24 protein-coding genes are annotated in these 20,578 nt (G+C 67.7%); 11 read left to right on the forward strand and 13 right to left on the reverse strand.

All coding sequences use genetic code 11. From position 1 onward, the window contains the following. Positions 1–21: 21 nt before the first annotated feature. From KQ305_RS10315 to ispE, 6 genes are all read right to left on the reverse strand, one after another. Positions 22–249, reverse strand: coding sequence for a hypothetical protein (locus KQ305_RS10315; protein ID WP_259725313.1), 228 nt, complete (start codon positions 247–249; stop codon positions 22–24). Next, positions 246–1,199, reverse strand: coding sequence for a protein translocase subunit SecF (secF, locus tag KQ305_RS10320; RefSeq protein ID WP_259725314.1), 954 nt, complete (start codon positions 1,197–1,199; stop codon positions 246–248). The genes KQ305_RS10315 and secF overlap by 4 nt, the downstream gene beginning before the upstream one ends. Before the next feature lie 9 nt (positions 1,200–1,208). After that, positions 1,209–2,735, reverse strand: coding sequence for a protein translocase subunit SecD (gene secD, locus KQ305_RS10325; protein ID WP_259725315.1), 1,527 nt, complete (start codon positions 2,733–2,735; stop codon positions 1,209–1,211). Between the two features lies 1 nt (position 2,736). After that, positions 2,737–3,720, reverse strand: coding sequence for a pyruvate dehydrogenase complex E1 component subunit beta (locus KQ305_RS10330; RefSeq protein ID WP_259725316.1), 984 nt, complete (start codon positions 3,718–3,720; stop codon positions 2,737–2,739). A 156-nt stretch (positions 3,721–3,876) separates the two neighbouring features. Continuing rightward, the gene (locus KQ305_RS10335; protein WP_259725317.1) at positions 3,877–4,179 is read right to left on the reverse strand and encodes a DUF3082 domain-containing protein; all 303 of its coding nucleotides are present in this window, start codon (positions 4,177–4,179) and stop codon (positions 3,877–3,879) included. Further along, a complete protein-coding gene (gene ispE / locus KQ305_RS10340; protein WP_259725318.1) occupies positions 4,176–5,126 on the reverse strand; it encodes a 4-(cytidine 5'-diphospho)-2-C-methyl-D-erythritol kinase in 951 nt (316 codons plus the stop codon). The genes KQ305_RS10335 and ispE overlap by 4 nt, the downstream gene beginning before the upstream one ends. 199 nt (positions 5,127–5,325) lie before the next feature. Here ispE and KQ305_RS10345 point away from each other — a divergent pair, with 199 nt between their 5' ends. After that, complete coding sequence (locus KQ305_RS10345; RefSeq protein WP_259725319.1) at positions 5,326–5,757, forward strand: hypothetical protein; 432 nt, start codon at positions 5,326–5,328, stop codon at positions 5,755–5,757. Beyond that, positions 5,754–6,944: a caspase family protein gene (locus tag KQ305_RS10350; protein WP_259725320.1), complete on the forward strand. Its 1,191-nt coding sequence runs from the start codon at positions 5,754–5,756 to the stop codon at positions 6,942–6,944. The genes KQ305_RS10345 and KQ305_RS10350 overlap by 4 nt, the downstream gene beginning before the upstream one ends. Here the strand turns inward: KQ305_RS10350 and rsmA are convergent. Next, complete coding sequence (gene rsmA / locus KQ305_RS10355; protein ID WP_259725321.1) at positions 6,905–7,774, reverse strand: 16S rRNA (adenine(1518)-N(6)/adenine(1519)-N(6))-dimethyltransferase RsmA; 870 nt, start codon at positions 7,772–7,774, stop codon at positions 6,905–6,907. The two genes, KQ305_RS10350 and rsmA, sit on opposite strands and share 40 nt — an antisense overlap. Positions 7,775–7,826: 52 nt before the next feature. Between rsmA and KQ305_RS10360 the strand changes: the two genes are divergently transcribed. Then, positions 7,827–8,162 carry a hypothetical protein gene (locus tag KQ305_RS10360; protein ID WP_259725322.1) on the forward strand — a complete coding sequence of 112 codons (336 nt, stop codon included), beginning with the start codon at positions 7,827–7,829 and terminating at the stop codon, positions 8,160–8,162. Between the two features lie 25 nt (positions 8,163–8,187). On the opposite strand, the gene KQ305_RS10365 is transcribed toward KQ305_RS10360, so the two are convergent. The 3 genes from KQ305_RS10365 to KQ305_RS10375 all read right to left on the reverse strand — a co-directional run bounded on the left by KQ305_RS10365 (position 8,188) and on the right by KQ305_RS10375 (position 10,762). Continuing rightward, on the reverse strand, positions 8,188–8,553 hold the full coding sequence (locus KQ305_RS10365) for a YraN family protein (protein ID WP_259725323.1): 366 nt from the start codon (positions 8,551–8,553) through the stop codon (positions 8,188–8,190). 77 nt (positions 8,554–8,630) lie between these two features. Continuing rightward, positions 8,631–9,125: a DUF2721 domain-containing protein gene (locus KQ305_RS10370; RefSeq protein ID WP_259725324.1), complete on the reverse strand. Its 495-nt coding sequence runs from the start codon at positions 9,123–9,125 to the stop codon at positions 8,631–8,633. 14 nt (positions 9,126–9,139) lie between these two features. Beyond that, positions 9,140–10,762 carry a bifunctional diguanylate cyclase/phosphodiesterase gene (locus tag KQ305_RS10375; RefSeq protein WP_259725325.1) on the reverse strand — a complete coding sequence of 541 codons (1,623 nt, stop codon included), beginning with the start codon at positions 10,760–10,762 and terminating at the stop codon, positions 9,140–9,142. A 139-nt stretch (positions 10,763–10,901) separates the two neighbouring features. Here KQ305_RS10375 and KQ305_RS10380 point away from each other — a divergent pair, with 139 nt between their 5' ends. The 4 genes from KQ305_RS10380 to KQ305_RS10395 are packed head-to-tail and all read left to right on the forward strand — an operon-like array spanning position 10,902 to position 13,493. Next, positions 10,902–11,417, forward strand: a complete 516-nt coding sequence (locus tag KQ305_RS10380; protein ID WP_259725326.1) for a pentapeptide repeat-containing protein — start codon at positions 10,902–10,904, stop codon at positions 11,415–11,417. A 10-nt stretch (positions 11,418–11,427) separates the two neighbouring features. Beyond that, the gene (locus tag KQ305_RS10385) at positions 11,428–11,847 is read left to right on the forward strand and encodes a hypothetical protein (protein WP_259725327.1); all 420 of its coding nucleotides are present in this window, start codon (positions 11,428–11,430) and stop codon (positions 11,845–11,847) included. A 42-nt stretch (positions 11,848–11,889) separates the two neighbouring features. Next, on the forward strand, positions 11,890–12,216 hold the full coding sequence (locus KQ305_RS10390; protein ID WP_311134344.1) for a S24 family peptidase: 327 nt from the start codon (positions 11,890–11,892) through the stop codon (positions 12,214–12,216). Continuing rightward, complete coding sequence (locus KQ305_RS10395; RefSeq protein ID WP_259725328.1) at positions 12,213–13,493, forward strand: Y-family DNA polymerase; 1,281 nt, start codon at positions 12,213–12,215, stop codon at positions 13,491–13,493. The genes KQ305_RS10390 and KQ305_RS10395 overlap by 4 nt, the downstream gene beginning before the upstream one ends. A gap of 9 nt (positions 13,494–13,502) precedes the next feature. Here the strand turns inward: KQ305_RS10395 and KQ305_RS10400 are convergent, their stop codons facing one another. Together KQ305_RS10400 and dnaG are read right to left on the reverse strand one after the other, a co-directional pair. Next, a complete protein-coding gene (locus KQ305_RS10400; RefSeq protein WP_259725329.1) occupies positions 13,503–14,501 on the reverse strand; it encodes a sensor domain-containing diguanylate cyclase in 999 nt (332 codons plus the stop codon). Positions 14,502–14,574: 73 nt separating this feature from the next. Next, positions 14,575–16,659: a DNA primase gene (dnaG, locus tag KQ305_RS10405; RefSeq protein ID WP_259725330.1), complete on the reverse strand. Its 2,085-nt coding sequence runs from the start codon at positions 16,657–16,659 to the stop codon at positions 14,575–14,577. A 149-nt stretch (positions 16,660–16,808) separates the two neighbouring features. Here dnaG and KQ305_RS10410 point away from each other — a divergent pair, with 149 nt between their 5' ends. Both KQ305_RS10410 and KQ305_RS10415 read left to right on the forward strand, forming a co-directional pair. After that, complete coding sequence (locus tag KQ305_RS10410) at positions 16,809–17,714, forward strand: DMT family transporter (protein ID WP_259725331.1); 906 nt, start codon at positions 16,809–16,811, stop codon at positions 17,712–17,714. A gap of 119 nt (positions 17,715–17,833) precedes the next feature. Further along, positions 17,834–19,126 carry a cation:proton antiporter gene (locus KQ305_RS10415; protein ID WP_259725332.1) on the forward strand — a complete coding sequence of 431 codons (1,293 nt, stop codon included), beginning with the start codon at positions 17,834–17,836 and terminating at the stop codon, positions 19,124–19,126. Here the strand turns inward: KQ305_RS10415 and KQ305_RS10420 are convergent. After that, the gene (locus tag KQ305_RS10420; RefSeq protein ID WP_259725333.1) at positions 19,092–19,553 is read right to left on the reverse strand and encodes a hypothetical protein; all 462 of its coding nucleotides are present in this window, start codon (positions 19,551–19,553) and stop codon (positions 19,092–19,094) included. The two genes, KQ305_RS10415 and KQ305_RS10420, sit on opposite strands and share 35 nt — an antisense overlap. A gap of 22 nt (positions 19,554–19,575) precedes the next feature. On the opposite strand from KQ305_RS10420, the gene ruvA reads away from it, so the two are divergent. Continuing rightward, positions 19,576–20,229 carry a Holliday junction branch migration protein RuvA gene (ruvA, locus tag KQ305_RS10425; RefSeq protein ID WP_259725334.1) on the forward strand — a complete coding sequence of 218 codons (654 nt, stop codon included), beginning with the start codon at positions 19,576–19,578 and terminating at the stop codon, positions 20,227–20,229. A gap of 77 nt (positions 20,230–20,306) precedes the next feature. Then, positions 20,307–20,576, forward strand: coding sequence for a 30S ribosomal protein S15 (gene rpsO / locus KQ305_RS10430; RefSeq protein WP_015108092.1), 270 nt, complete (start codon positions 20,307–20,309; stop codon positions 20,574–20,576). Positions 20,577–20,578 lie beyond the last annotated feature (2 nt).

Raw genomic sequence — 20,578 nt, forward strand, 5'->3', positions numbered from 1 at the left:
CGGCCAACAGGCCTGATCGCCTCAGCCGCGGGAGCGGCGGTAGTGATGCCAGAGGGACGGCTGACTGAGCAGCACGGCCACGGCCAGCAGATGGGAGCGCACCGCGGCGGTGAAGGAGGTCAGGGTGAAGTGATCCCAGAGCAGGATCAACTCCACCCGCAGATCGATCAGGGCCAACACCAGCAGCACCACCGGCAGCATGGGCCAACCACGCCTGGGCCCCACGACGACGCCATCGGTCCCCCTCATCGCTTCGAGAGCACGGGCAGAAGGGTGGGGGCCACACCGATGCTCGACCAGCTGCCGACGGCGATGCCCACCGTGAGCGCCACGGCGAACCAGAACAGGGTGCTGCCGCCGAAGAAGATCAGGGCCACCAGGGGCAACAGGGTGGTGAAGGAGGTGTAGAGCGAGCGGGTGAGGGTGGCATCCACCGCCACGTCCACCTGGTCCACCAGGGGAAGATCGCCCAGGGTGCGTCGCTGCTCGCGGATCCGGTCGTAGACCACCACGGTGTCGGTGACGGAGTAGCCGGCCACGGTGATCAGGGAAACGGCGAAGAGGGAATCCACTTCAATGCCCTGGAGCAGCCCCAGCCAGGCGAACAGGCCGCAGGTGATCAGCACGTCGTGGGCCAGGCACAGCAGGGCCAGGAAGGCGAAGACGCCGCTGTAGTTGATCGAGATGTAGACGGCGATTCCGGCAAAGCTGACCAGAAGTGAGATGAGGCTGCCCCTCAGGAGTCGGGAGCCGAGGGTGGGGCCGATCGTGTTGACCGAGGTGCCGCTCTTGAGCAGCGGACCGAACTTGCCGGCAAGGCCATCGACGAGGGCCTTGCTCTGGTCGGCCTCAAGGGCAGGAAGGCGCAGGAGCAGGGAGCGGCCGCCGTCGAGCACCTGAACAGAGGCGCTGCCCAGGCTGGGGGCGATCTCCCCTTCAGGGGACGGCAGGTCGAGACTGCTGAGGCCCTGGCGGATCTCGGCGGCGGTGATGGCCTTGCAGGGGGCACAGTCGCGCTCCACCTGCACCTGGGTGCCACCAGTGAAATCAAGCCCGGGCCGCAGCGGCGCACCGATCGACGGGTTCAACCAGCAGAGCGCCAGACCCAGGAGGCTCAGGCCGCAGGCCAATAAGGAGCCCACCCAGGCCAGACGCCGGTGGCGGCTGATGCGGAAGCGGGGGGATGGGGCGGGGGTCATGGCAGTCATTCAGGCCAGACCCGGTTGGGGCGCGGCGGATTTAACGGGGGGAAGCTGGCGGGAGGGCAGGAAGTAGGTGGGACGCCGCAGGGCCGGGTAGCTCATCACCAGGCGCAGCAGGGTGCGGGTGCAGGTCAGGGCCGTGAACAGACTCAGCACCAGGCCGATGGCCAGGGTGACGGCGAAGCCCTTGACCAGGCCAGTGCCGAGGAAAAACAGGGCCGCGCAGCTGATCAGACCGGTGACGTGGCCATCGATGATCGAGGACAGGGCCAGGGAGAAGCCCGTGTCGATCGAACGGATCAAGGTGTTGCCACCGCGCAGCTCTTCCTTGATGCGCTCGAAGATCAGCACGTTGGCATCCACGGCCATCCCCACCGAGAGGATGAAGCCGGCGATGCCCGGCAGCGTCAGGGTGACGGGAATGAGGGCATAGATGGCCAGGTTGAACAGGGCGTACAGGCTCAGGGCCACCACCGCCACAATTCCGGGCAGGCGGTACACCGCCACCATGAACACCGCCACCAGCACCAGGCCCGACAGGCCCGCCACCAGGCTGGAGCGGATGTTCTCGGCCCCCAGGGACGGACCGACGGTGCGCACCTCGACGATCTTCACCGGCAAGGGCAGGGATCCGCCCCGCAATTGCACCTCCAGGTCACGGGCCTCCTCGGCTGTGAAATTGCCGGTGATCGAGGCGGATCCCCCGGTGATGCCGGCCACCTTGAACTGCTCGCCCACGCTGGCCTCGCTGATCGAGCGTCCATCAAGGACAATGCCGAGCACCCTTCCGGTACCAGCGATGGATTGGGTCAGAGACGCAAACTTCTCGCCACCCTCGCGGTTGAAGCCCAGGGTCACTTCCCAGCCGGAGCCGGTGGCCTGCTGCTGGCGACCGGCGCTGGTGAGATCCTTGCCGGTGATCAGCGGAGGCCCGTAGAGGCTCAGGATCCGGCGGTTGGTTTCCCTGAGCAACAGCTCGATCTGGTCGACCTCACTGGTGCCAGTGGGCACCTCAATCCCCAGGGAGGTGAGCGCCTTGGAGAGGTCCTGGGGAGATAACGCCGGGGGCTCGGGCGGTGGCGGTGCCGTGGGGTCCTCGCTCACAGAGGGGGGGCGCTTGGCGCGCAGCACCGACTCGGCCTGGCGTTTGAGGGCCAGCAGTCCGCGCATCTCCTCCTCGGTGCCCGGCTTCTGGGCGCGGAACTCGAGCAGGGCCGTGCTGCCGAGGACGCGGGCCGCCTGGCTGGGATCCTGCTCGCCCGGGAGCTGCAGCACCAGCTGGTCGTTGCCCACCGCCTGGAGGGTGGATTCGGCCACCCCGAGTCCGTTGATGCGCCGTTCCAGCACGTCCTTGACGGCCTCCAGCTGCTCGCTGTCCACCCGGGTGATGGCGCCGGCGGGCATCACCTGGAGGGTGAGCTGGCTGCCGCCGCGCAGGTCGAGACCCAGCTGCAGACCGTAATTGGCGAGAAGGGCGCCGGAGGCGATGGTGAGGGCAAGGATGAGGGCGAACCAGCCCTGTTGGCGTCCCATCTCAGCGACGGCCCGCCTTCAGATCGAGCGCCGCGGCGACGATCTGGTGCGGCTGAATGATGGTGAGGTTCTCCAGATTGCCGTTGTAGGGCGTGGGGATGTCCTGGGACGACAGCCGCAGGGGCCGGGCATCGAGATCGTCGAAGCAGTGCTCCGTGATCAGGGCGATCAGTTCGGCGCCGATGCCGCCCGTTTTCATGCACTCCTCCACCACCACCACCTTGTGGGTCTTGCGGATCGAGCGGGCGATGGTCTCCATGTCGAAGGGCTTGAGGCTGACCAGATCGATCAGCTCCACATCAACACCCTCCTGCTCCAGCTGCTCCACCGCCTTGAGGCAGTGGTGGCGCATGCGCGAGTAGGTGAGGATCGTGACGTCCTTGCCCTCGCGCACCACCTCGGCCTGGTCGAGGGCACAGATGTAATCGCCTTCCGGGATGTCTTCGCTCAGGTTGTAAAGCAAGACATGCTCGAAGAAGAGCACGGGGTTGTTGTCGCGGATGGCGGCCTTCATCAGGCCCTTGGCGTTGGTGGGGGTGCTCACCGCGACGATCTTGATGCCTGGAACGGCGTGGAAGTAGGCCTCAAGGCGCTGGCTGTGCTCGGCACCGAGCTGACGACCAACGCCCCCGGGCCCGCGCACCACGGCCGGGATCGTGTAGTTGCCGCCGCTGGTGTAACGCAGCATCCCCATGTTGTTGGAGATCTGGTTGAAGGCGAGCAGCAGAAAGCCCATGTTCATCCCCTCCACGATCGGCCTCAGGCCGGTCATGGCGGCGCCGACGGCCATGCCGGTGAAGCTGTTCTCAGCGATGGGGGTGTCCAGCACCCGCAGTTCGCCGTACTTCTCACAGAGGTCCTTGGTGACCTTGTAGGAACCGCCGTAATGGCCCACGTCCTCGCCCATGACACAGACATGGGGATCGCGCGCCATCTCCTCGTCGATGGCTTCGCGCAGGGCGTTGAACAGGAGAGTTTCAGCCACGGAGCGGGGGGCCTTTGCGCGGCCAACCTATCTCAGCCGCCGGCGGCGAAGGTGCTGAGCAGCAGGACTGACAGGAGCATGCCCGGCAGCAGCAGGACCACCAGCAGACCCAGGTCGTGGGGTGTCATCGGAGCGAAAGACGGCATCCGGAGCAGCCTAGGAAGGGGACTCCGCTTGAGCCGGCAACAGGCTGCGGATGAACACCAGAAACAGCCCCAGGCCGATGAAGGCGAAGGTGAAGGTGGCCAGGAAGCACATCCCCACCATCAGGGTCTTCATCGCCGTGGCGATGCTCTGGGCGAAAGCCGAGTCGAAGTGCGGCGGATGGGTCACGTACCAGCCCACCACTCTCTGGCTCACCCCCAGGCTCAGCCAGGCCAGCAGGCCACTGGTGAGGGCACCGGACAGGAAGCTGAGGGGCCCCTTGCGCGGCGGCGGGGTGGGCTGTTCGTCCGTCATGGTGGGGATCCATCCGTCACCAGGCTGACACCGGACCCGCCGCAACGGCAGCACCAGGAGGCAAAACCCAGCGCCTCCAGCGGTCCGGCCAGGGCGGTCCGGGCCGTCTCGGCCGCCGGCAGGTCCGGGTAGAGCGCATACAGGCTCGGGCCGGAACCGCTCATCGCCACGGCCAGGGCCTCCGGGCCGCCGCGCAGCAGCTCGAGGCCAGAGCGGATGCTCTCCACCTCCGGCGTCACCACCGACTGGAGGTCATTACGGATCGGTGGCAGTGGGCCCTCGCCGGCCAGGGCGGCCAGCAGTGGGCCCTGGCGCAGGGCCTGGCGCCGCTGCTCGAAATCCTCTTCGCTCTGCAGGTAGAAGTCGCTGCGCAGCTCCCGGCAACGGCCGTAGGCCCAGGGTGTGGACACGCTGGCCTGGGGGTGCTTGAGCAGCAGCACCGCCCGCTCCACCAGCCGCTCCGCCGACACGGGCTCCAGCCTCTCCCCGCGCCCGAAGCAGAGCTGGGTGCCACCCTCCAGGCAGAAGGGCATGTCGGATCCCAGCTCGGCCGCCAGGCCATGGAGCCTCTCGGTGCCCAGGCCCAGACCCCAGAGGGCATCAAGACCCACCAGGGCAGCGGCGCCATCGCTTGAGCCGCCCGCCAGGCCGGCGCCGATGGGGATGCGCTTGTGCAGTGTGATCTCCACCCCCAGTTCCGGCAGGCCGACCCGGGAGCGCAGCAGTTCCGCCGCCTTGACGATCAGGTTGGTGCCGTCGGTGGGTAGATCCGCGTTGTCGCAGCGCAGCCGGATCGTGGCGTCGGCGCTGACGCGCAGCACCAGGGTGTCGGCCAGGTCGATGCTCTGCATGACCATCGCCAGCTCGTGGTAGCCATCGGGCCGCAGCCCCAGCACCTCGAGGTGCAGGTTGATCTTGGCGGGGGCCGAAACGGTCAGTATGGGCATGGGGCTGGGCGGACGTCCCTGCAACAACGGGTAGCGCAGGCCTGATTCAAGCGGAGCCCCCGGCAGGCTTGCGGGGCCTTCGCCCATGGCGTGAGTCCTGCCAGATCAACCAGAATGGTGGGAGCGATCGGGTGCAGAGATGAAAGCCAGCCATGGAAACCCCTTTCGAGCCACCTTCGGTGTTGGGCTGTTTCTGAGTGTGCTGCTGCAGATCCCGGCAGCCTTGGGGGCCGACCCGACGTCTGGACGAACGGTGGACATCCTCTGGAGGGCTCCAGGGCGTCAATCCATCGCCATCCAGAAGGAACTGGACTTCGAGGGCTCTGTGACGCAGGAGGGCAAATCCCAACCCGACGTCCGGTCACCGGCCCTGATCTACGTCCTGGTAGGCCTCGTGAGCATCGATCTGCTGGTGAAGACCTTGATGATGGCCTACAAGGACGTGCGCTACGGCGGCATCGTCGTTCGTCGTGGAGCCGATGACAGGTTGGAAATCCAGAACGACAAACGCCTGGCAGGGGGAACGATCGTCGTCGATCAGGGGAAGGCGAAGGATCTGCGGATCTTTCGTGCCAGTGAAAAGCCCGCGTCCGGGGAGTTGCTTGAGGCGATCACGCCCCTGCTGCGGTGACCACCAACCGCCTGCCGGTCCTCGTCCAGCTGGCGTCGGCCCTTTGGTTGGGGTGGGGCTGCGTCACAAGCACATCGGCTCAGGAAGGGTTGCAGGTTGCCGACCCCAAGGGCACGCCCATGTTCCGCTACGGGGGCAGCCACGCTCTGATCATCTGGGCAGGCGATTACAAAGATCCCTTTTGGAAGAAACTCAACAATCTTCAACGTGAAGCCGCTGATGTCGCGGCAGCACTTCATCGCCAAGGGTTTCAGGTTGATGTTGTTGCTAATCCAGGCTCACAGAAACTGAAGCAGTCCATCGAAGACTTTGTGAAGCGATATGGCTATCATCCAGACCATCGTTTGGTGATTTACTTTGCTGGTCATGGCTGGACCCGCAACAATGACCTCGGCTATCTCGTTCCAGTGGATGCTCCAGCCGCCTCTCACCCAAGCAGTGATCTGGAGTTTGCAAAATCTGCCCTCAGCATGGAGCAGATCATGTCATGGGCAAAACAGATGGAAGCCAAGCACGTACTCTTCATCTTCGACAGCTGTTTCTCGGGAGCCATTTTCAAGGTGCGTTCAGCCTCTCCTGCACCCACCTACCTACAACGAAAGATACGTCTACCGGTCAGACAGTTTCTTACTGCCGGCGATGTCAATGAGGTGGTCCCTGCCACAAGTCTCTTCACCCCCCTGCTCATACGAGGCCTCGATGGCGCGGCGGATATCAACCGCGATGGATACGTCACTGGTTCTGAACTTGGCGAGTATCTGCCCCAGCAGATGGCCACATACAGCACAACGCAGAATCCCCAGTACGGAAAGATTCGTGATCCTCGACTGGACGAAGGCGACATCGTTTTCCGCGTCGTCAGGTCTTCTGGAGAGAGCGCACCGCCCCTCCGCACAAGCTCGCCTCTTCCCCAGGCGACAGCTCCAGGAGGGGGAGGTCGGATCGAGAACCTGCCGATGCCCTCGCTGCCCGAGCCCTCGCTCAGCGTGCCCCAGCCTTCCATGCGCCAGGGGAAGCCAATCCTGATCCGCACCGAATCGATCCGCAATCGTGGCGATGCCCTCCAGCTGGCGATGGATCAGGTGCCACCGGGCGCCACGGTGACGGATAGCCGATGCACTGCGATCTCCGTCGCCGGCAATGCCCGCTATCGCTGCAGCGTCTGGTTCAGCTCCCCTTCCCCCTGATCGACGCCGCGCGCATGCATCAGGGCGCGGGCCAGTGCCATCCAACGCTCGGGCCCCAGCTCCTGGGGCCGCTGCTGCAGGTCCACCCCGGCGGCGGTAGCCAGCTCCAGCAGTTCCGGCGCCGGCAGCAGGCCCGCCAGGCTGGTGCGCAGCATCTTGCGTCGTCCAGCGAAGCACCGCCGCAGCAGGCTCTCCACCGCCAGGGCCTGGTCCAGCGGTGGCAGGTCCGCCGCCGCCACCGGCTCGATCACGATCACCTCCGAGGTGACCTTCGGTGGCGGGGAGAAGCAGCGGGGCGGCACCGTGCAGACGCTGCTGCAGCGGGCCAGCAACTGCATCCGCACGCTGAGGGCCGAGAAGGCGCTGCTGCCCGGCCGGGCCCGGATGCGCTGGCCCACCTCCTGCTGCACCAGCAGCACCAGCCGCTCGAAGCGGCAGGGGGCCGGCCGGCCGAGGCGACCCACCAGCACCTCCAGCAACGGGCCGGTGATGTTGTAGGGAATGTTGGCGACCACCTTGGTGGGAATGGGCCGTTCGGGGCAGGGCAGGGCCAGTTCGAGTACGTCACCCTCGATCAGGCTGAAGCGCCCGTCGTCGCCGAACCGCTGCCGCAGGCCCACCACCAGGTCCCGGTCCAGCTCCACCGCCAGCAGGGACGCCGCCGGGGACTCCAGCAGCCGTTCGGTCAGGGCGCCCCGCCCCGGGCCCACCTCCAGGACGTGGTCGGCGCCGTCCAGATCGGCGGCCGCCACGATGCGATCCAGGATCTGGGGATCGGTGAGCCAGTGCTGACCGAAGCGCTTGCGGGCCCGGTGGCCGCTGAAGGTCATGGAGGCGCCGGCAGGTCACCCCAGATTGCAGGGCCGTCGGGCCTGGCTAGAGATGGAGCAGCGTTCCCCCTCCGCCATGGCCCATGGTTTCCGGCTGACTGGTCCCCTGTTGACCCGTCCCCTGCTCACCGGTGCCCTGCTGGCCGGCGGCCTTGCCCTGCTGGCGGGCCCCGCCCACGCGGGCAGCGTCACCGCCGAATCAATCTTCGACCGTCAGGCCACCCGCCAGCAAGCCAAGAGCCAGGTGCCCAAAGGCGCCACGGTGACTCGCACGGTCTGCGAAGACCTGGAGGTGGGCATGGACAACACCCGATACCGCTGCACCGTCTTCTACACAACAGCTCCGGCCAGCCCAGCTCCAGCCGCTCCGGCCACCAGCCAGCCCTGAGACGGAGCTCCCTGCCCGGAAGCGCTCAGTCGCCCAGCCGGATCCAGCGCACTGGAGCCCGCGAGGGCGGCAGCGGCACCAGGGCCGCCACCTGCTCCACCGGCGTCCGCTCCCAACACGGATGGGCCGCCAGCCAGCAGTTCCAGGCCCGCTCCAGGCGCTGGCGCTTCGGCCAGCGCAGCGCCGCGGTGCCCGAGCCATCGAGACCCGAACGCCGGCGCCCCTTCACCTCCACCAGCAGCAGCCGTCCCGGCTTGTGCAGGACCAGATCCAGTTCCCCCCAAGGGCAGCGCCAGTTGCGCTCCAACAGCTGCCAGCCCTGGAGCCCCAACAGCCGCAGCACCCGCTGCTCCGCCCAGGCTCCCTGACGCTGGGCGGGGCTGGGAGGCATGGCGGCAAGCAGCTGCTGCTGCAGAGTTCCCTGCCGTGGTCAAGCCCGCGAGCGGCAGACCCGGCGGCGGATGGCGCTCAGTAGTACCGGCGGGGGTTCTGACGGATGGCCAGCTGCACCTCCACCAGGAACAGGAGCAGGCCCACGATCATGGCCCCCATGGCCGCCACGAACAGGGGCACGACGATGGCGGTCACGTCCAGGGCCGCCACGGCACTGATGAACAGCACCGCCACCACGGCGGCCACCAGCAGGGCGGTGACGGTGACCGCCAGAATCGCTCGGTTGATCAGGAAGGTCCGGCGCCGTTGGACCGCCAGCACCTGCTCCAGCCGGTCGCTGTCCTCCCCATCGGCCTCCTCCTTCGCCCGGCTCTTGGCCAGGGCCTCCTGAATGACACGGGTGCGATCGATGATCCGCGCCAGTCGGGAGCTGAACAGGCTCAGCAGGCCGGTGACGCCGGTGAACAGGAACACCGGCGCCACCGACAGCTGGATCGCCTTGGAGAGGCCGGCCACGGAGCGCCCATCCCCCACATCCACCGAAAGCAACAGCGGTTCGTTCCAGAGCATCCTGCTGGGGCCCCTCAGGCCGCTGGGGTGATCTGGCTCTGGAGCAGGGCCTCCAGCTCCAGATCAGAGAGGGGTGCCGACAGTTGGTAGCCCTGGCCATGGCGGCAACCGAGGGTGAGCAGCATCTGCCGCTGCCTGGAGCGTTCCACCCCTTCCACCACCACCATGATTCCAGTGGCGTCGCTGAGCCGGATCACCGCACTGAGCATGGCCTGCTGCAGCTGGTCGTAGTCGATGGCGGAGATGAGGCTTCTGTCGATCTTGACCTCACTGAACGGCAGCTCGGTGAGCCGCTGCAAGCCGGAGTAGCCGGTGCCGAAATCATCCATGGCCAGCTCGAAGCCCTGGCGCCGGAGGTCCCGCAGCTGGTTGGCGACGTGGGTGGACATCTCCAGGATGCTGCCCTCGGTGACCTCCAGGACAATGCGACCGGGCGTCAGTTGGTGGCGTTCGAGGGCCATCAACAGGTCGCTGCTCCAGGTGGGATCCTGCACCTGCAGCGGTGAGACATTGACGCAGATCTTGCCCAGCTGCAGTCCGGCCACATCCCAGCGGTGCAGGGCCTCGAACGCCCGCTCCATCACCCAGCGCCCCAGGGACGAAATCTGGGCTGTGGCCTCGGCCACGTCGATGAAATCAGCGGGGGACTGGCGTCCGAGCACCGGATCATCCCAGCGGCAGAGCACTTCTGCTGCGATCACACGGCCGGATTCCAGCTCGATGATCGGCTGATAGGCCAGCTCCAGCTGCTCCTGCTCGATGGCCAGGGCCAAGGGCCGGGCCAGCAGTTCCTGCAGCTGGACGGAGCGCTCCACCGGCGAGGCGATGCTGCAGCTGGGAAACGGCTGGCGATGGGTTTCCTCCAGCGCCCGGGTGGCGGCCTCCAGCAACGCGGCGAATTCATTGCCGTCCTCGGGAGCGCGGCTGATGCCGACGTTCAGCGAGGGCTCGATGACGTGCTCCAGCACCGTGGTGGGCGCCTCCAGGCTGGCGAGCAGCGCACCGGCCATGTCCCGCACCGCGTCGATGCCCATCGCGCCCGGCAGCAGGGCCAGCAGGCGGTCGCCCCCCTGGCGGGAGAAGAAGCCATGGGCCGGAAGGGCCGCTTCCAGACGATGGGCGATCTCCTCGATCAAGGCCTCACAGGCGGCGATGCCCAGCCGGCCACGCACCAGATCGAGTTGCTGCACCTGCAGATGCAGCAGTACGGCGCCTCCTGCGTAGCGAGCTGTCACCAGGTCATCCAGGTCAGCCAGGGTCACCCGCTGGTCGAGCAGTTCCAGCAGGCACCAGACCGGTTCCGTCCCGTTGGTGGCCGGCAGGCGTGTGAGGGACAGGGGGATCTCCCCTTCAGCCACCGGGGAGCCGACCAGTTCACTGCTCAGGGTGGCCACCGCACCCTGCAGCAACGGCGCCACGTCGGCGGCGCAGAGGTCCTGCAGGAGCCGCTGGCGCAACGTCGCCAGCTCCAATCCTGAACGCCGGCAGAAGGCCCCATTCGCCGCCACGATCGCCCCCAGGCCATCGGCCAGGGCCGCCGGCCTGTCGATCCGCTCCAACAGGCCCCCGACCACTCCGGCCCCTGATCGCTGGAAATCCCTGGGTTGAGAGTCCTTGGGTTGGAGGTCCTGGGCCATCCACGGATTCGGAGATCGAACGGGCCGGAGATCCGGACCCGCACCACGCTAGTCGCCTTGTCTCCATCGGCATCGCCCCCCGGGCCGTGGGGTGAGGTGACCCCCCTTTCCTAGGCTCACCGTCTTCGCTCCATCCCCGATGGCGAGCCCCCTCTCCCCGCCGCTCTCCCTGCCCCGGTTCCTGACCCTGCTGCTGTCCCTGCTTCTGGGCGGAGTTCTGCTACTGGCCGGCCCCCTCCCGGTGGCGGCAGCGATGGATTACGCCAAGCAGGTGCTGATCGGGGCCGACTTCCATGGCTCCGATCTGCGCGGCGTCACCTTCAATCTCACCAACCTGCGCGACGCCGATCTCTCCGGGGCCGACCTGCGCGGGGCCAGCCTGTTCGGCGCCAAGCTCCAGGACGCCAACCTGAACGGCAGCGATCTGCGTGACGCCACCCTGGATTCGGCCGTGTTCGAGGGCACCGACCTGCGCAATGCCCGCCTCGACGACGCCTTCGCCTTCAACACCAAGTTTCGTGGGGTGCTCATCGATGGCGCCGACTTCACCAACGTGCCCCTGCGCGGCGACGCCCTCACCAGCCTCTGTGCCGCCGCCAGCGGCACCAACCCCGTCAGCGGTCGGCTCACCCGCGACACACTGAACTGCAGCTGACCCCGCCCCGATGAGCTTCGATGCCCGCAGCCGCGAACGGCTGGAGGCCCTCGGCCGCCAGCTGCCCAGCAAGCTCCCCGCCCCGCCTCCGCCCACCCCGATGCGGGCGGTCGACCGCCGCCATCCCGTCGAAACCGAGCAGGATCCGGAGAAGCTGTTCCGCGGGCTGATGGACGTCAGCGCCGACGGCAACGTCCCCCCCCACCTGCTGGAACGGCTGCGGCAACTGGAAGTGCCTCCCCCCACCAGCACTTCCGCCAGCACTTCCGCCAGCGGCGACCTGGCCGGCAGCGGCCAGCGCCCCGCCAACCCCGGCCGCCGGCGGACCCAGACCCCCCGGACCGGGGGGAGTCCCCGTCCCTTGGCCGGCGATCCAGAGCAGGACCTCTACACCGCCTTTCAGCAACTGCTGCTGGAGGACGACGACTGATCAGTACATCTGTACTACAGTGAGGGTTCTTGCCGGGCCGGGATGGGGGTCGACCTCAACGAGCAGCTGAACCTCGACCCCGGCCGCACCCTGCTGCTGCGCGTCTGCGGCGACTCAATGCTCGGTGCCGGCATCCGCCACGGCGACCTGCTCGTCGTGGACCGGGAGGCCACGCCCAGGTCCGGCCGCATCGTGGTGGCCCTGCTGGAGGGGGGATTCACCCTCAAGCGTCTGGTTCGCCGGGGGGCGCACTGGTGGCTGGAGCCGGCCAACCCCGCCTACCCACCCCTGGCCCTCGGTGGCAGCGACGATGACCGCCTCTGGGGCGTGGCCGTGCACGTGATCCGTTCGCTGCCGGGGGGGCGATGAGCCAGGCCACCGTCCTGGTCGACGGCAACAACTTCTACGCCTCCTGCGAAGCGGCCCTCGACCCCTCCGTGATCGGCAAGCCCCTGGTGGTGCTCTCCAACAACGACGGTTGCATCGTCTCCCGCAGCGCCGAGGCCCGCGCCATGGGCATTCCCATGGGCGCCCCCTGGTTTCAGGTGCGCCACGACCTGGAACGCCGCGGCGTGCTCGTGCGCAGTTCCAACTACGGCCTCTACGCCGACATGAGCCAGCGGCTGATGGCCAGCCTCGAAGCCTGGGTGGAGGGCCTGGAGATCTATTCCATCGACGAAGCCTTCGGCCGCCTGCACCGCCCGCCCGGCGACGGCGACCTCACCGCCTGGGGCCAAGACCTGCGCCAGCAGGTGCGCCGCCAGCTGGGCCTGCCGGTGGCGGTGGGCATCGCCCCCACCAAGGTGCTGGCCAAGATCGCCAACCGCATCGCCAAGCGCGACCCCTCCCATGGCGGCGTCTTCGATCTGGGCCAGGCGGGTGATCCTGACCCCTGGCTGGAGGCCATCGCCATCGAGGATGTCTGGGGCATCGGCCGCAAGCTGTCCCGCTGGTGCCGGCTACGGGGCATCGGCCATGCCCGGGCCCTGCGCGACATGCCGAGCGGCGAACTGCGGCATCGTTGTGGTGTTGTGGGGGTCCGCCTGCAGCAGGAACTGCGCGGCCACAGCTGTCTGCCCCTGGTCGCCGTGCCGCCGGCGAAGCAGGAAACCTGCGTCAGCCGCAGCTTCAGCGAACCGGTCAGCAGCCTCGAGGACCTGCGGCAGGCGATCGCCACCTACCTCAGCCGGGCCTGCGAGAAGCTGCGCCGCCAGGGGCAGCGGGCGGGCAGCGTCACGGTGTTCGTGCGCAGCAGCCCCTTCAACGGCACCCGCTTCTATGCCAATGCCGCCACCGTCACCTTGCTGCTACCCAGCAACGACACCGCCGTACTGCTCGCCGCCGCCCTGCCCCTGGCCGAGCGGCTGTTCCGGCCCCACAAGCCGCTGCAGAAGGCGGGCGTGCTGCTGCAGGATCTGCAACCGGTGGGGCTGCTGCAGCACCATCTGCTGGCCCCGCTGCCGCCGGAACAACAGCAGCGGCGCGAGGCCCTGATGGCCACCGTCGACGGCCTCAACCGCCGCTACGGCAGCGGCACCGTGCAGTGGGCCGCCTGCGGCCTGCGGCCCCGCTGGACAATGCGCCGCTCGCGCCTGTCGAGGGCCGCCACCACCCGGCTGAGCGATGTGCCGGTGGTGCGGGCCTGAGCGCCGCCCTCAGGCCCCGTCGTAGAGGCTGGCAATCTGGTTGCGGCCGTTGCCCTTGGCCAGTTCATGGGCCCGCTCGGCCCGCTGGATCAGGTCGGTGAAGCGGTGATCGGCGGGGGCCAGAACGGTGAGGCCACCGGTGATGTGCAGGTGGACGTCGGAATGGGTGTGGACGCCGGACAGGTGGCTGACGGCGGTACGCAGGCCATCGGCCAGGGCCATGGCCTGGTCGCGCTCGATTCCCACCAGCATCAGGGCGAAATCACCATCCCCGAGGCGGGCGGCGAAGTCCTGTTCCTGGAGAAAGGTGCGCGCCAGCTGGACCACATCGGAGAGCACCTGATCGCCGGCGAGCTGACCCCAGCGGTTGTTGATCAGCCGCAGATTGTCGAGATCGAAGAGAAGCAGCGACAGGGGGTGCTGATCGCGGCGGGCACGGTCGAACTCCCGCGCACCGATGCTCAGGAAGGTGTGGCGGGTGGGCAGGCCGGTGACCGGACAGAGGTGGGCCAGGCGCCGCAGCTCCAGCTCGCGCATGGCCAGCTGGGCCAGGCGTTGCAGCAACTCGCGCTGCTCCGGGCCGATGTCCCGGGGCTCCCGATCGATGACGCAAAGGGTACCGAGGTTGTGACCCTCAGGGGTCTGCAGCGGCGCCCCGGCATAGAAGCGGATGTGGGGATTGGCGAAGACCAGGGGGTTGCTGCGGAAGCGCTCATCAGCGCGGGCATCGGGCACCACCATCACCTCGTCGTGAACGATGGCATGGGCGCAGAGGGCCATCTCCCGCGGGGTTTCGCGCACCTCCAGTCCCCGTTTGGCCAGAAACCATTGCCGATCGGCTTCCACCAGGGAGATGGCCACGATCGGGGTCTGGAAGATGGCCGCGGTCAGATCCAGGATGCGGTCGAAATGCTCGTCGCTGTCGGCTTCGAGGATGCCGTAGCGCTCCAGATCGCGGAGCCGCTGGTCCTCGTCGGCGGGGACCGGATAGGCCGGATAGGGAGCCATGAAGAGCCAACGTCCACTGAAAATCTAGGCAGATCGGGCGGTGGCAAGCGGACTTTGAAGCGGAATCCTGGCCTCAGGCCGCCGGCACCGCCAGGGTCTCCTCGTAACCGGCCCGGCGGCCGTCATCCAGCTGATTCAGGTAGCGGCGCTCGCTGTAGTAAGCCTCCTGGAAGCGCAGAGCGTCGCCGTTGAGCGCGTCGAAGAGGTCATGGATCCGGGTTTCCATGTCAAGGCCGCTGCCGGCCGCTGGGCTGGCGGGGCCTGTCGGGGGCGCGTCGCGCTCCTCCTCCAGCAACCGGGCAATGCAGTGCTCCAGGGTCTGGAGCCGTTGACTCGACCAGGCATCCAGCAGGTGACGGCAGCGCCGCAGCACCCGTTGCCGCTCCAGGGAGGCCGTGGCGCCTCGGAGCTGCAGGGGCGGATGGGCCAGGGCGAGCCGCTGCACCTCACTGGGCTCCAGCAGGGGGGTCAGCCGGCCGAGCAGGGCGCTCTGCTCCACCAGCAGCCGGTCGCCCAGCAGCCGGGGCAGATCGAGATCGGCCAGATCCAGCCCAGGATCGGTGCCCCGGTTGATGGCCTCGAGCCGACCGGCACCGAGGTTGTCCTCCTCCAATTCCCCGATCGCGGCCCAGAGCTGGCGGTGGTGCTGGAGGGCAAAGTCATCGAGCTCCCGACGCCGCAGCTCGGCACGGATCACGCCGCGCCACGGGGCGCAATGGAGGTAGAGGCGCAGGATCTCCGCCTCGGCCCGCTCCCGGTGCCCCACCTCCCCAGGTTGCTCCCATTTCACCGAGCGGCCATGCCAGCGCTGGCCCTTCACCTGCTGACGCAGGTCCTCCTCCAGCTGGATGGCCAGCCGGGCCTGGCCGCCCGAGAGGCGTTCGGCCACCTGCTGCAGGTAGTGGCTGCGCACGGCCGACTGGGGCAGTTTGCCCAGCAGCTGGACCAGACCGGAAACGGCCTGCTGGAACTGGTCGGCCCGGGCCAGATCCTTGCCTTCGAACACCTGCTCGATCTGCCAGTCGAGCCAGAGCGGGGCCTGATCGAGCAGGGAGCGGTACTCCCCAGGGCCATGGTGCTGCAAAAACTCGTCGGGGTCTTTGCCGGCGGGGAGGTGCAGCACCCGCAGTTCCAGCTGGCCCTGCAGCGCCAGTTGCTCCACTTCACCGATGGCCCGCTGGGCGGCACGGATGCCCGCCCCGTCGCTGTCGAAGTTGAGGATCAGCCGCCGGCCATCGCAGCAGCGGCACAGCTGGGTGATCTGGCTGGAGCTGAGGGCCGTGCCGAGGGCCGCCACCGCATTGGTGATGCCGGCGGCATGCAGGGCGATGACGTCGAAATAGCCCTCCACCACCACGGCCCGGTCGTCGCGGCGGATGGCGTCGGCGGCCCGATCCAGCCCAAACAGATGCTTGCCCTTCTCGAACACCTCCGTTTCCGGGGAGTTGAGGTACTTCGGTTCAGCCCCGTCCAGGCCCCGGCCACCGAAGCCGATCACCCGGCCCTGGCGGTCACGGATCGGCACCATCACCCGGTCGCGAAAGCGGTCGTAGAAGCCGCCGCCCCCCTTGCGGGCCACCACCAGACCGGCCGCCTCGAGCAGGTCGGCAGCCTGGCCCTCCACCTGCTGCAGGTGCTGCAGCAGACCATCCCAGCCAGCCGGGGCATAGCCCAGCTGGAACGCTTCGAGGGTGGTTTCGCTGAGGCCGCGCGTCTGGCGCAGGTAGGTGAGGGCTGGGGCTCCCTCCGGAGAGCGCAACTGGCCCTGGAACCAGCCCGCCGCCAGGGCCAGCACCCGGTGCAGCCGCTCGCGGCGCGAGAGCTGCTGACGCAACCGCTCCTGCTGGGGGCCATCGAGGGTCTCGACCGGCAGCTGGTAGCGGCGGGCCAGATCCAGCACCACCTCGCTGAAGCTGGTGCGCTGCAGCTCCATCAGGAACTTGATGGCGTTGCCGCCGGCCCCGCAGGAGAAGCAGTAATAGAACTGTTTGGCTGGTGACACCGTCATCGACGGCGACTTGTCGTCGTGGAACGGGCAGATCCCGACGAACTCGCGTCCCTTCTTCTTGAGCACCACGTGCTCCCCCACCACGTCGACGATGTCGGCCCGTTCCTTGACGGCCTCGATCGTGCGGGGGTGGAGGCGGGGAAGACTCAAGAGTGCAGGCTCAAGGCGGGAGGGGGAGGATGGGAGCGGCCGGATGGTGGAGCGTGAAGGGCTGGGGACGGACAACCCCCATTGGTGGTGGTCCTACTGGAGACAGTCTGGGGCCTGACACCACGGATGGAGGTCGCCGGGTGAACCGAATGCCCCAGTCCGACCCTGGTAGAACCCTGTCGGCCGGGGTCTGGATGGTGCTCAGCGCCCTCTCCTTCAGCCTGATGGTGGTGGGGGTGAAGCAGGTGGGCGACCGGCTTCCGATTGCCGAGGTGGTGCTGGCACGGGCCCTGGTGAGCCTGGCGCTCAGTTACGGCATGGCCAGGAGGCTCGGTGTGGATCCCTGGGGGCGGCGCCGGGGGCTGCTGGTGCTGCGGGGTCTGGTGGGCAGTGCCGCCCTGTTCTGTGTCTATGCCGCCGTGGTGCACCTGCCCCTGGCCTCCGCCACGGTGCTGCAGTACCTGTACCCCACGTTCACGGCACTGCTGGCCTGGCTGCTCCTGGGTGAGCGCCTGGGACGGCGGGTGCTGCTGGCCATGGGGCTGGGTTGGCTGGGGGTGCTGCTGGTGGCCCAGCCCACCGCCACTTCCGCCCTGCCGACGCCCTGGGTTCTGGTGGCGGTGGCCGGCGCCCTGCTCACCGCCGTGGCCTACGTGAGTGTGCGGAGCCTGGCCGAAAGCGAACCTGCGGCGGTGATCATCTTCTACTTTCCGCTCGTGGCCGTTCCCATGAGCCTGCCGCTGGTGCTGCTTGATCCGGTGCTGCCCACCGCGAGCGAACTGGTTTGGCTGTTGGGGGTGGGGGTGTTCACCCAGCTCGGCCAGGTGGGACTCACCAAGGCCCTCACCCAGCTGCCAGCGGCCCGGGCCACCGCAATCAGCTACGTGCAGGTGGGATTCGCCGCCCTCTGGGGCTGGTGGATCTTCGGTGAAGCCATCGATCTGCCGACGGCACTAGGGGCGGCCCTGATCCTGATCGCCACGCTGATCTGTCTGGGTCAGCCGCCGGGACTGGCCAAGGCGGAGGAATCCGCTGAGCAACGACTTCTACGATGACGCCGCCAGGTTGGGTTCCCCTGCTGTCGATCCCACTGCCTGGTGCTTGTCATCCCTGGCTGGCCACGATGGTGGCTGGCCTCAGCCATGGAGCGGAGTCGGCAGTGATCAGGCCGCCGATGGCTCCCGGCATCGTCCCCTTGCCGCTGATGATGGTGACCATCGGGGGCATCTTTCTTGGCACCCTGGCCATCAGCCGCTTCTCCTTGAAGATTGGGGTTCCCGCCATTCTTGGCGTCCTGCTGTTCGGCCTGTTCATCAATCCCTCCGTCACCCTGTTCAGCCATGAGACGATCCTGCGGCTGCAGGTTCTGAGTCTGTCGATCCTGCTGTTCAACGCCGGACTGGAAACGGACATCCGCTCGATTCGCGGCTTCCTTGAATACGGCATCATCCTGGCGGTGGGAGGGGTGATTCTCTCCAGCCTGATGCTGGGGCTGATCATCTGGTTCGTGGCTTCCCCCGATGCCGCCGGCATCGAGCTCGGCTTCGGGCAGGTCCCTGTCGCGGTGGCGATGCTGATCGCCGCCTGTCTGGGGTCGACGGACGCGGGGGCCACGATGAACGTGCTGCAGTTGGTGGAGGGCGCGATTCCCCGCCGGCTCTCGGCCCTGGTGCAGTTCGAATCCTCCGTGAACGATCCCACAGGCATCCTGTTTCTAGGCCTGGTGATCGGCCTGACGACACTGGAGGGGGGGAGCAGCGGGCAGCAGGTGGTGGTGGAGCAGCTGCAAACGTTCCTGCAGAAGATCGGGTCGGGCCTTTTAATCGGCGTCTGCGTGAGTTATCTGGGCCGCTTCAGTCTCAATCGTCTGGTGCGCGATGCGAGCCAGTTGCTGATTCTGGGCATCGCCATCGGCCTGATTTCCTATGGAGTGGCGGAGCTGATGGGAGGCTCCGGTTTCATCAGCGCCTACGTGGCGGGCCTGATGCTGAGAAACCACAGTTACAGCAATGAACAGATCACTCCGGAGGCTCTGCAGCACACCTTGCTGCCGTTCAACAACATGACCGAAATCACCATCTTTCTGATCTTCGGTCTCAGTGTCCATCCTCTCGAGCTCCTGCCCGCCTTGCCGGAGGGCTTCGTCGTGGCCATCGCCATGATGCTGGTGGCCAGACCGGCGAGTGTTCTGCTGCTGCAACGGTTCTCGCCCTTCAGCCTGCGGGATTCGCTGCTGGTGTCCTGGTGCGGGCTGCGGGGGGCGGTGCCCCTCGCCCTGAGCTTCGAGATGGTCGACGCCATCCCCAAGGTCCGCGGCATCGACCCGGCCACGGTGCCATCCCTGGTCCAGAACGCCGGAGGGATCGTCTTCTGTGTAGTCGTGATCAACCTGCTGGTGCAGGGGCTCACCCTTCCCCACGTCGGCCGCTGGCTCAGGCTTTCCGAGGAAGGGGCAGGGGCTCAGTGATCCAGTCCTGGCTGTTGCCGTCGCTGCTGCCGCTGGGGCGGGCCAGGCGCCAGCTCTCCCCCCTGGCACCACGCTGCAGGTAGAGCTCGAAGGGGCTGTCGACGCGGATGGCATCCCCGGGCAGCCGCCAGTCAAAGCGACCGCTCAGGTGCAGTCCCCGCCCCTCACCGATGGCGACGGCCTCCTGCTGCTCGACCCTCACGCGGCTCACCTCGGGGAGGCCGCCGGCCTCCAGATCGAGGGCCCGGGCAATGGCCCCCTGGGTGAGCTGGATCTGCAGGGACAGGGCGTCGAGCAATACGCCCCTGGGAGGTTGGCCGCCCCTGCTGCAGCCCCCCAACAGGAGCAGCAAGGCCAGCAGCGGTGCCAGAACCAGCGTCAGCGGCGACAGGGAGCGGCCCGGGGGGCTTGGCAGGAGGGGCAGCATGGGGGCTGACGCACGTTTCACCATGATCGGCTGGCTGCAGGGGCGACTGGCCGAACCATGGCAGCAGGCGAACCGCTGCGGGGCCCTGCTGATCTGCCAGGGGGTGGGTTACGAGGTGCAGTTCACCCTGAGGCAGTGGCAGCGACTGCCTGAGGTGGGGAGCGATCTAGGCCTGCACGTGCACCACAGCATCCGTGACGACGGCTGGACCCTCTATGCCTTTCTCGCCCGTCAGGAGCGGGACCTGTTCCGCGAGCTGGTGGCCGTGAGCGGTGTGGGGCCCCAGATGGCCCTGGGCCTGCTCGGGGCCCTGGATGTACCGGAGCTCGTGCGAGCCATCGTCCACGCCGACCTGCGCAGCCTCTGCCTGGCCCCTGGGGTGGGCAAGCGCACGGCCGAACGCCTTTCGGTGGAGCTGCGGCAACGCCTGCAGGAGCGCTTCGCCGGCCTGGTGGATCCCCTCGAAGAGGAGGAGGTCGGCGGCGAGGAGGCCCCAGGGGGCCCCTCGGCCCCCTGCCGCGAGGAGGTGCAGATCACCCTGGTGGCGCTCGGTTACGAACCCCTTGAAATCCACCGGGCCCTGCGGGCGGTCGCCGCCGCCGGGATCGAGGGGTCCGCATGCGCCGATGACTGGATCCGCGAAAGCCTGCGCTGGTTGTCCCGCGCCGTGGCCTGAAGGGGCTGCGCTGAAGGGAAGGCCAACGGGCCGCACGTTAAGGTGTTGGTTTGCACCGTTCGGGCACAGATCCGCCCATGCCGCTCACTACCACCCAGAAACAGGAACTGATCAATTCCCATCAGGCCCACGGCACTGACACCGGCTCGGTGGAAGTGCAGGTGGCGATGTTGAGCGAGCGGATCCAGCAACTCAGTGGCCACCTGCAGAAGAACATCCACGATTTCTCTTCCCGCCAGGGGTTGCTCAAGATGATCGGCCGGCGCAAGCGCCTGCTCGGCTATCTCCGTGCCCAGAGCGAGACCCGCTACGCCGAACTGATCAAGAAACTCGGCATCCGCGGCTGAGG

The organism is Synechococcus sp. CS-1332, from assembly GCF_025127995.1.
Lineage (GTDB): Bacteria > Cyanobacteriota > Cyanobacteriia > PCC-6307 > Cyanobiaceae > Cyanobium.

Bases quoted from the DNA above. Each gene is read 5' to 3' on its own strand.
- KQ305_RS10315 (WP_259725313.1), bottom strand. From the start codon at position 249: ATGAGGGGGACCGATGGCGTCGTCGTGGGGCCCAGGCGTGGTTGGCCC.
- secF (WP_259725314.1), bottom strand. From the start codon at position 1,199: ATGACCCCCGCCCCATCCCCCCGCTTCCGCATCAGCCGCCACCGGCGT.
- secD (WP_259725315.1), bottom strand. From the start codon at position 2,735: ATGGGACGCCAACAGGGCTGGTTCGCCCTCATCCTTGCCCTCACCATC.
- KQ305_RS10335 (WP_259725317.1), bottom strand. From the start codon at position 4,179: ATGACGGACGAACAGCCCACCCCGCCGCCGCGCAAGGGGCCCCTCAGC.
- ispE (WP_259725318.1), bottom strand. From the start codon at position 5,126: ATGCCCATACTGACCGTTTCGGCCCCCGCCAAGATCAACCTGCACCTC.
- rsmA (WP_259725321.1), bottom strand. From the start codon at position 7,774: ATGACCTTCAGCGGCCACCGGGCCCGCAAGCGCTTCGGTCAGCACTGG.
- KQ305_RS10360 (WP_259725322.1), top strand. From the start codon at position 7,827: ATGGAGCAGCGTTCCCCCTCCGCCATGGCCCATGGTTTCCGGCTGACT.
- KQ305_RS10365 (WP_259725323.1), bottom strand. From the start codon at position 8,553: ATGCCTCCCAGCCCCGCCCAGCGTCAGGGAGCCTGGGCGGAGCAGCGG.
- KQ305_RS10370 (WP_259725324.1), bottom strand. From the start codon at position 9,125: ATGCTCTGGAACGAACCGCTGTTGCTTTCGGTGGATGTGGGGGATGGG.
- KQ305_RS10375 (WP_259725325.1), bottom strand. From the start codon at position 10,762: ATGGCCCAGGACCTCCAACCCAAGGACTCTCAACCCAGGGATTTCCAG.
- KQ305_RS10380 (WP_259725326.1), top strand. From the start codon at position 10,902: ATGGCGAGCCCCCTCTCCCCGCCGCTCTCCCTGCCCCGGTTCCTGACC.
- KQ305_RS10385 (WP_259725327.1), top strand. From the start codon at position 11,428: ATGAGCTTCGATGCCCGCAGCCGCGAACGGCTGGAGGCCCTCGGCCGC.
- KQ305_RS10390 (WP_311134344.1), top strand. From the start codon at position 11,890: ATGGGGGTCGACCTCAACGAGCAGCTGAACCTCGACCCCGGCCGCACC.
- KQ305_RS10395 (WP_259725328.1), top strand. From the start codon at position 12,213: ATGAGCCAGGCCACCGTCCTGGTCGACGGCAACAACTTCTACGCCTCC.
- KQ305_RS10400 (WP_259725329.1), bottom strand. From the start codon at position 14,501: ATGGCTCCCTATCCGGCCTATCCGGTCCCCGCCGACGAGGACCAGCGG.
- KQ305_RS10410 (WP_259725331.1), top strand. From the start codon at position 16,809: ATGCCCCAGTCCGACCCTGGTAGAACCCTGTCGGCCGGGGTCTGGATG.
- KQ305_RS10415 (WP_259725332.1), top strand. From the start codon at position 17,834: ATGGCTCCCGGCATCGTCCCCTTGCCGCTGATGATGGTGACCATCGGG.
- KQ305_RS10420 (WP_259725333.1), bottom strand. From the start codon at position 19,553: ATGCTGCCCCTCCTGCCAAGCCCCCCGGGCCGCTCCCTGTCGCCGCTG.
- ruvA (WP_259725334.1), top strand. From the start codon at position 19,576: ATGATCGGCTGGCTGCAGGGGCGACTGGCCGAACCATGGCAGCAGGCG.
- rpsO (WP_015108092.1), top strand. From the start codon at position 20,307: ATGCCGCTCACTACCACCCAGAAACAGGAACTGATCAATTCCCATCAG.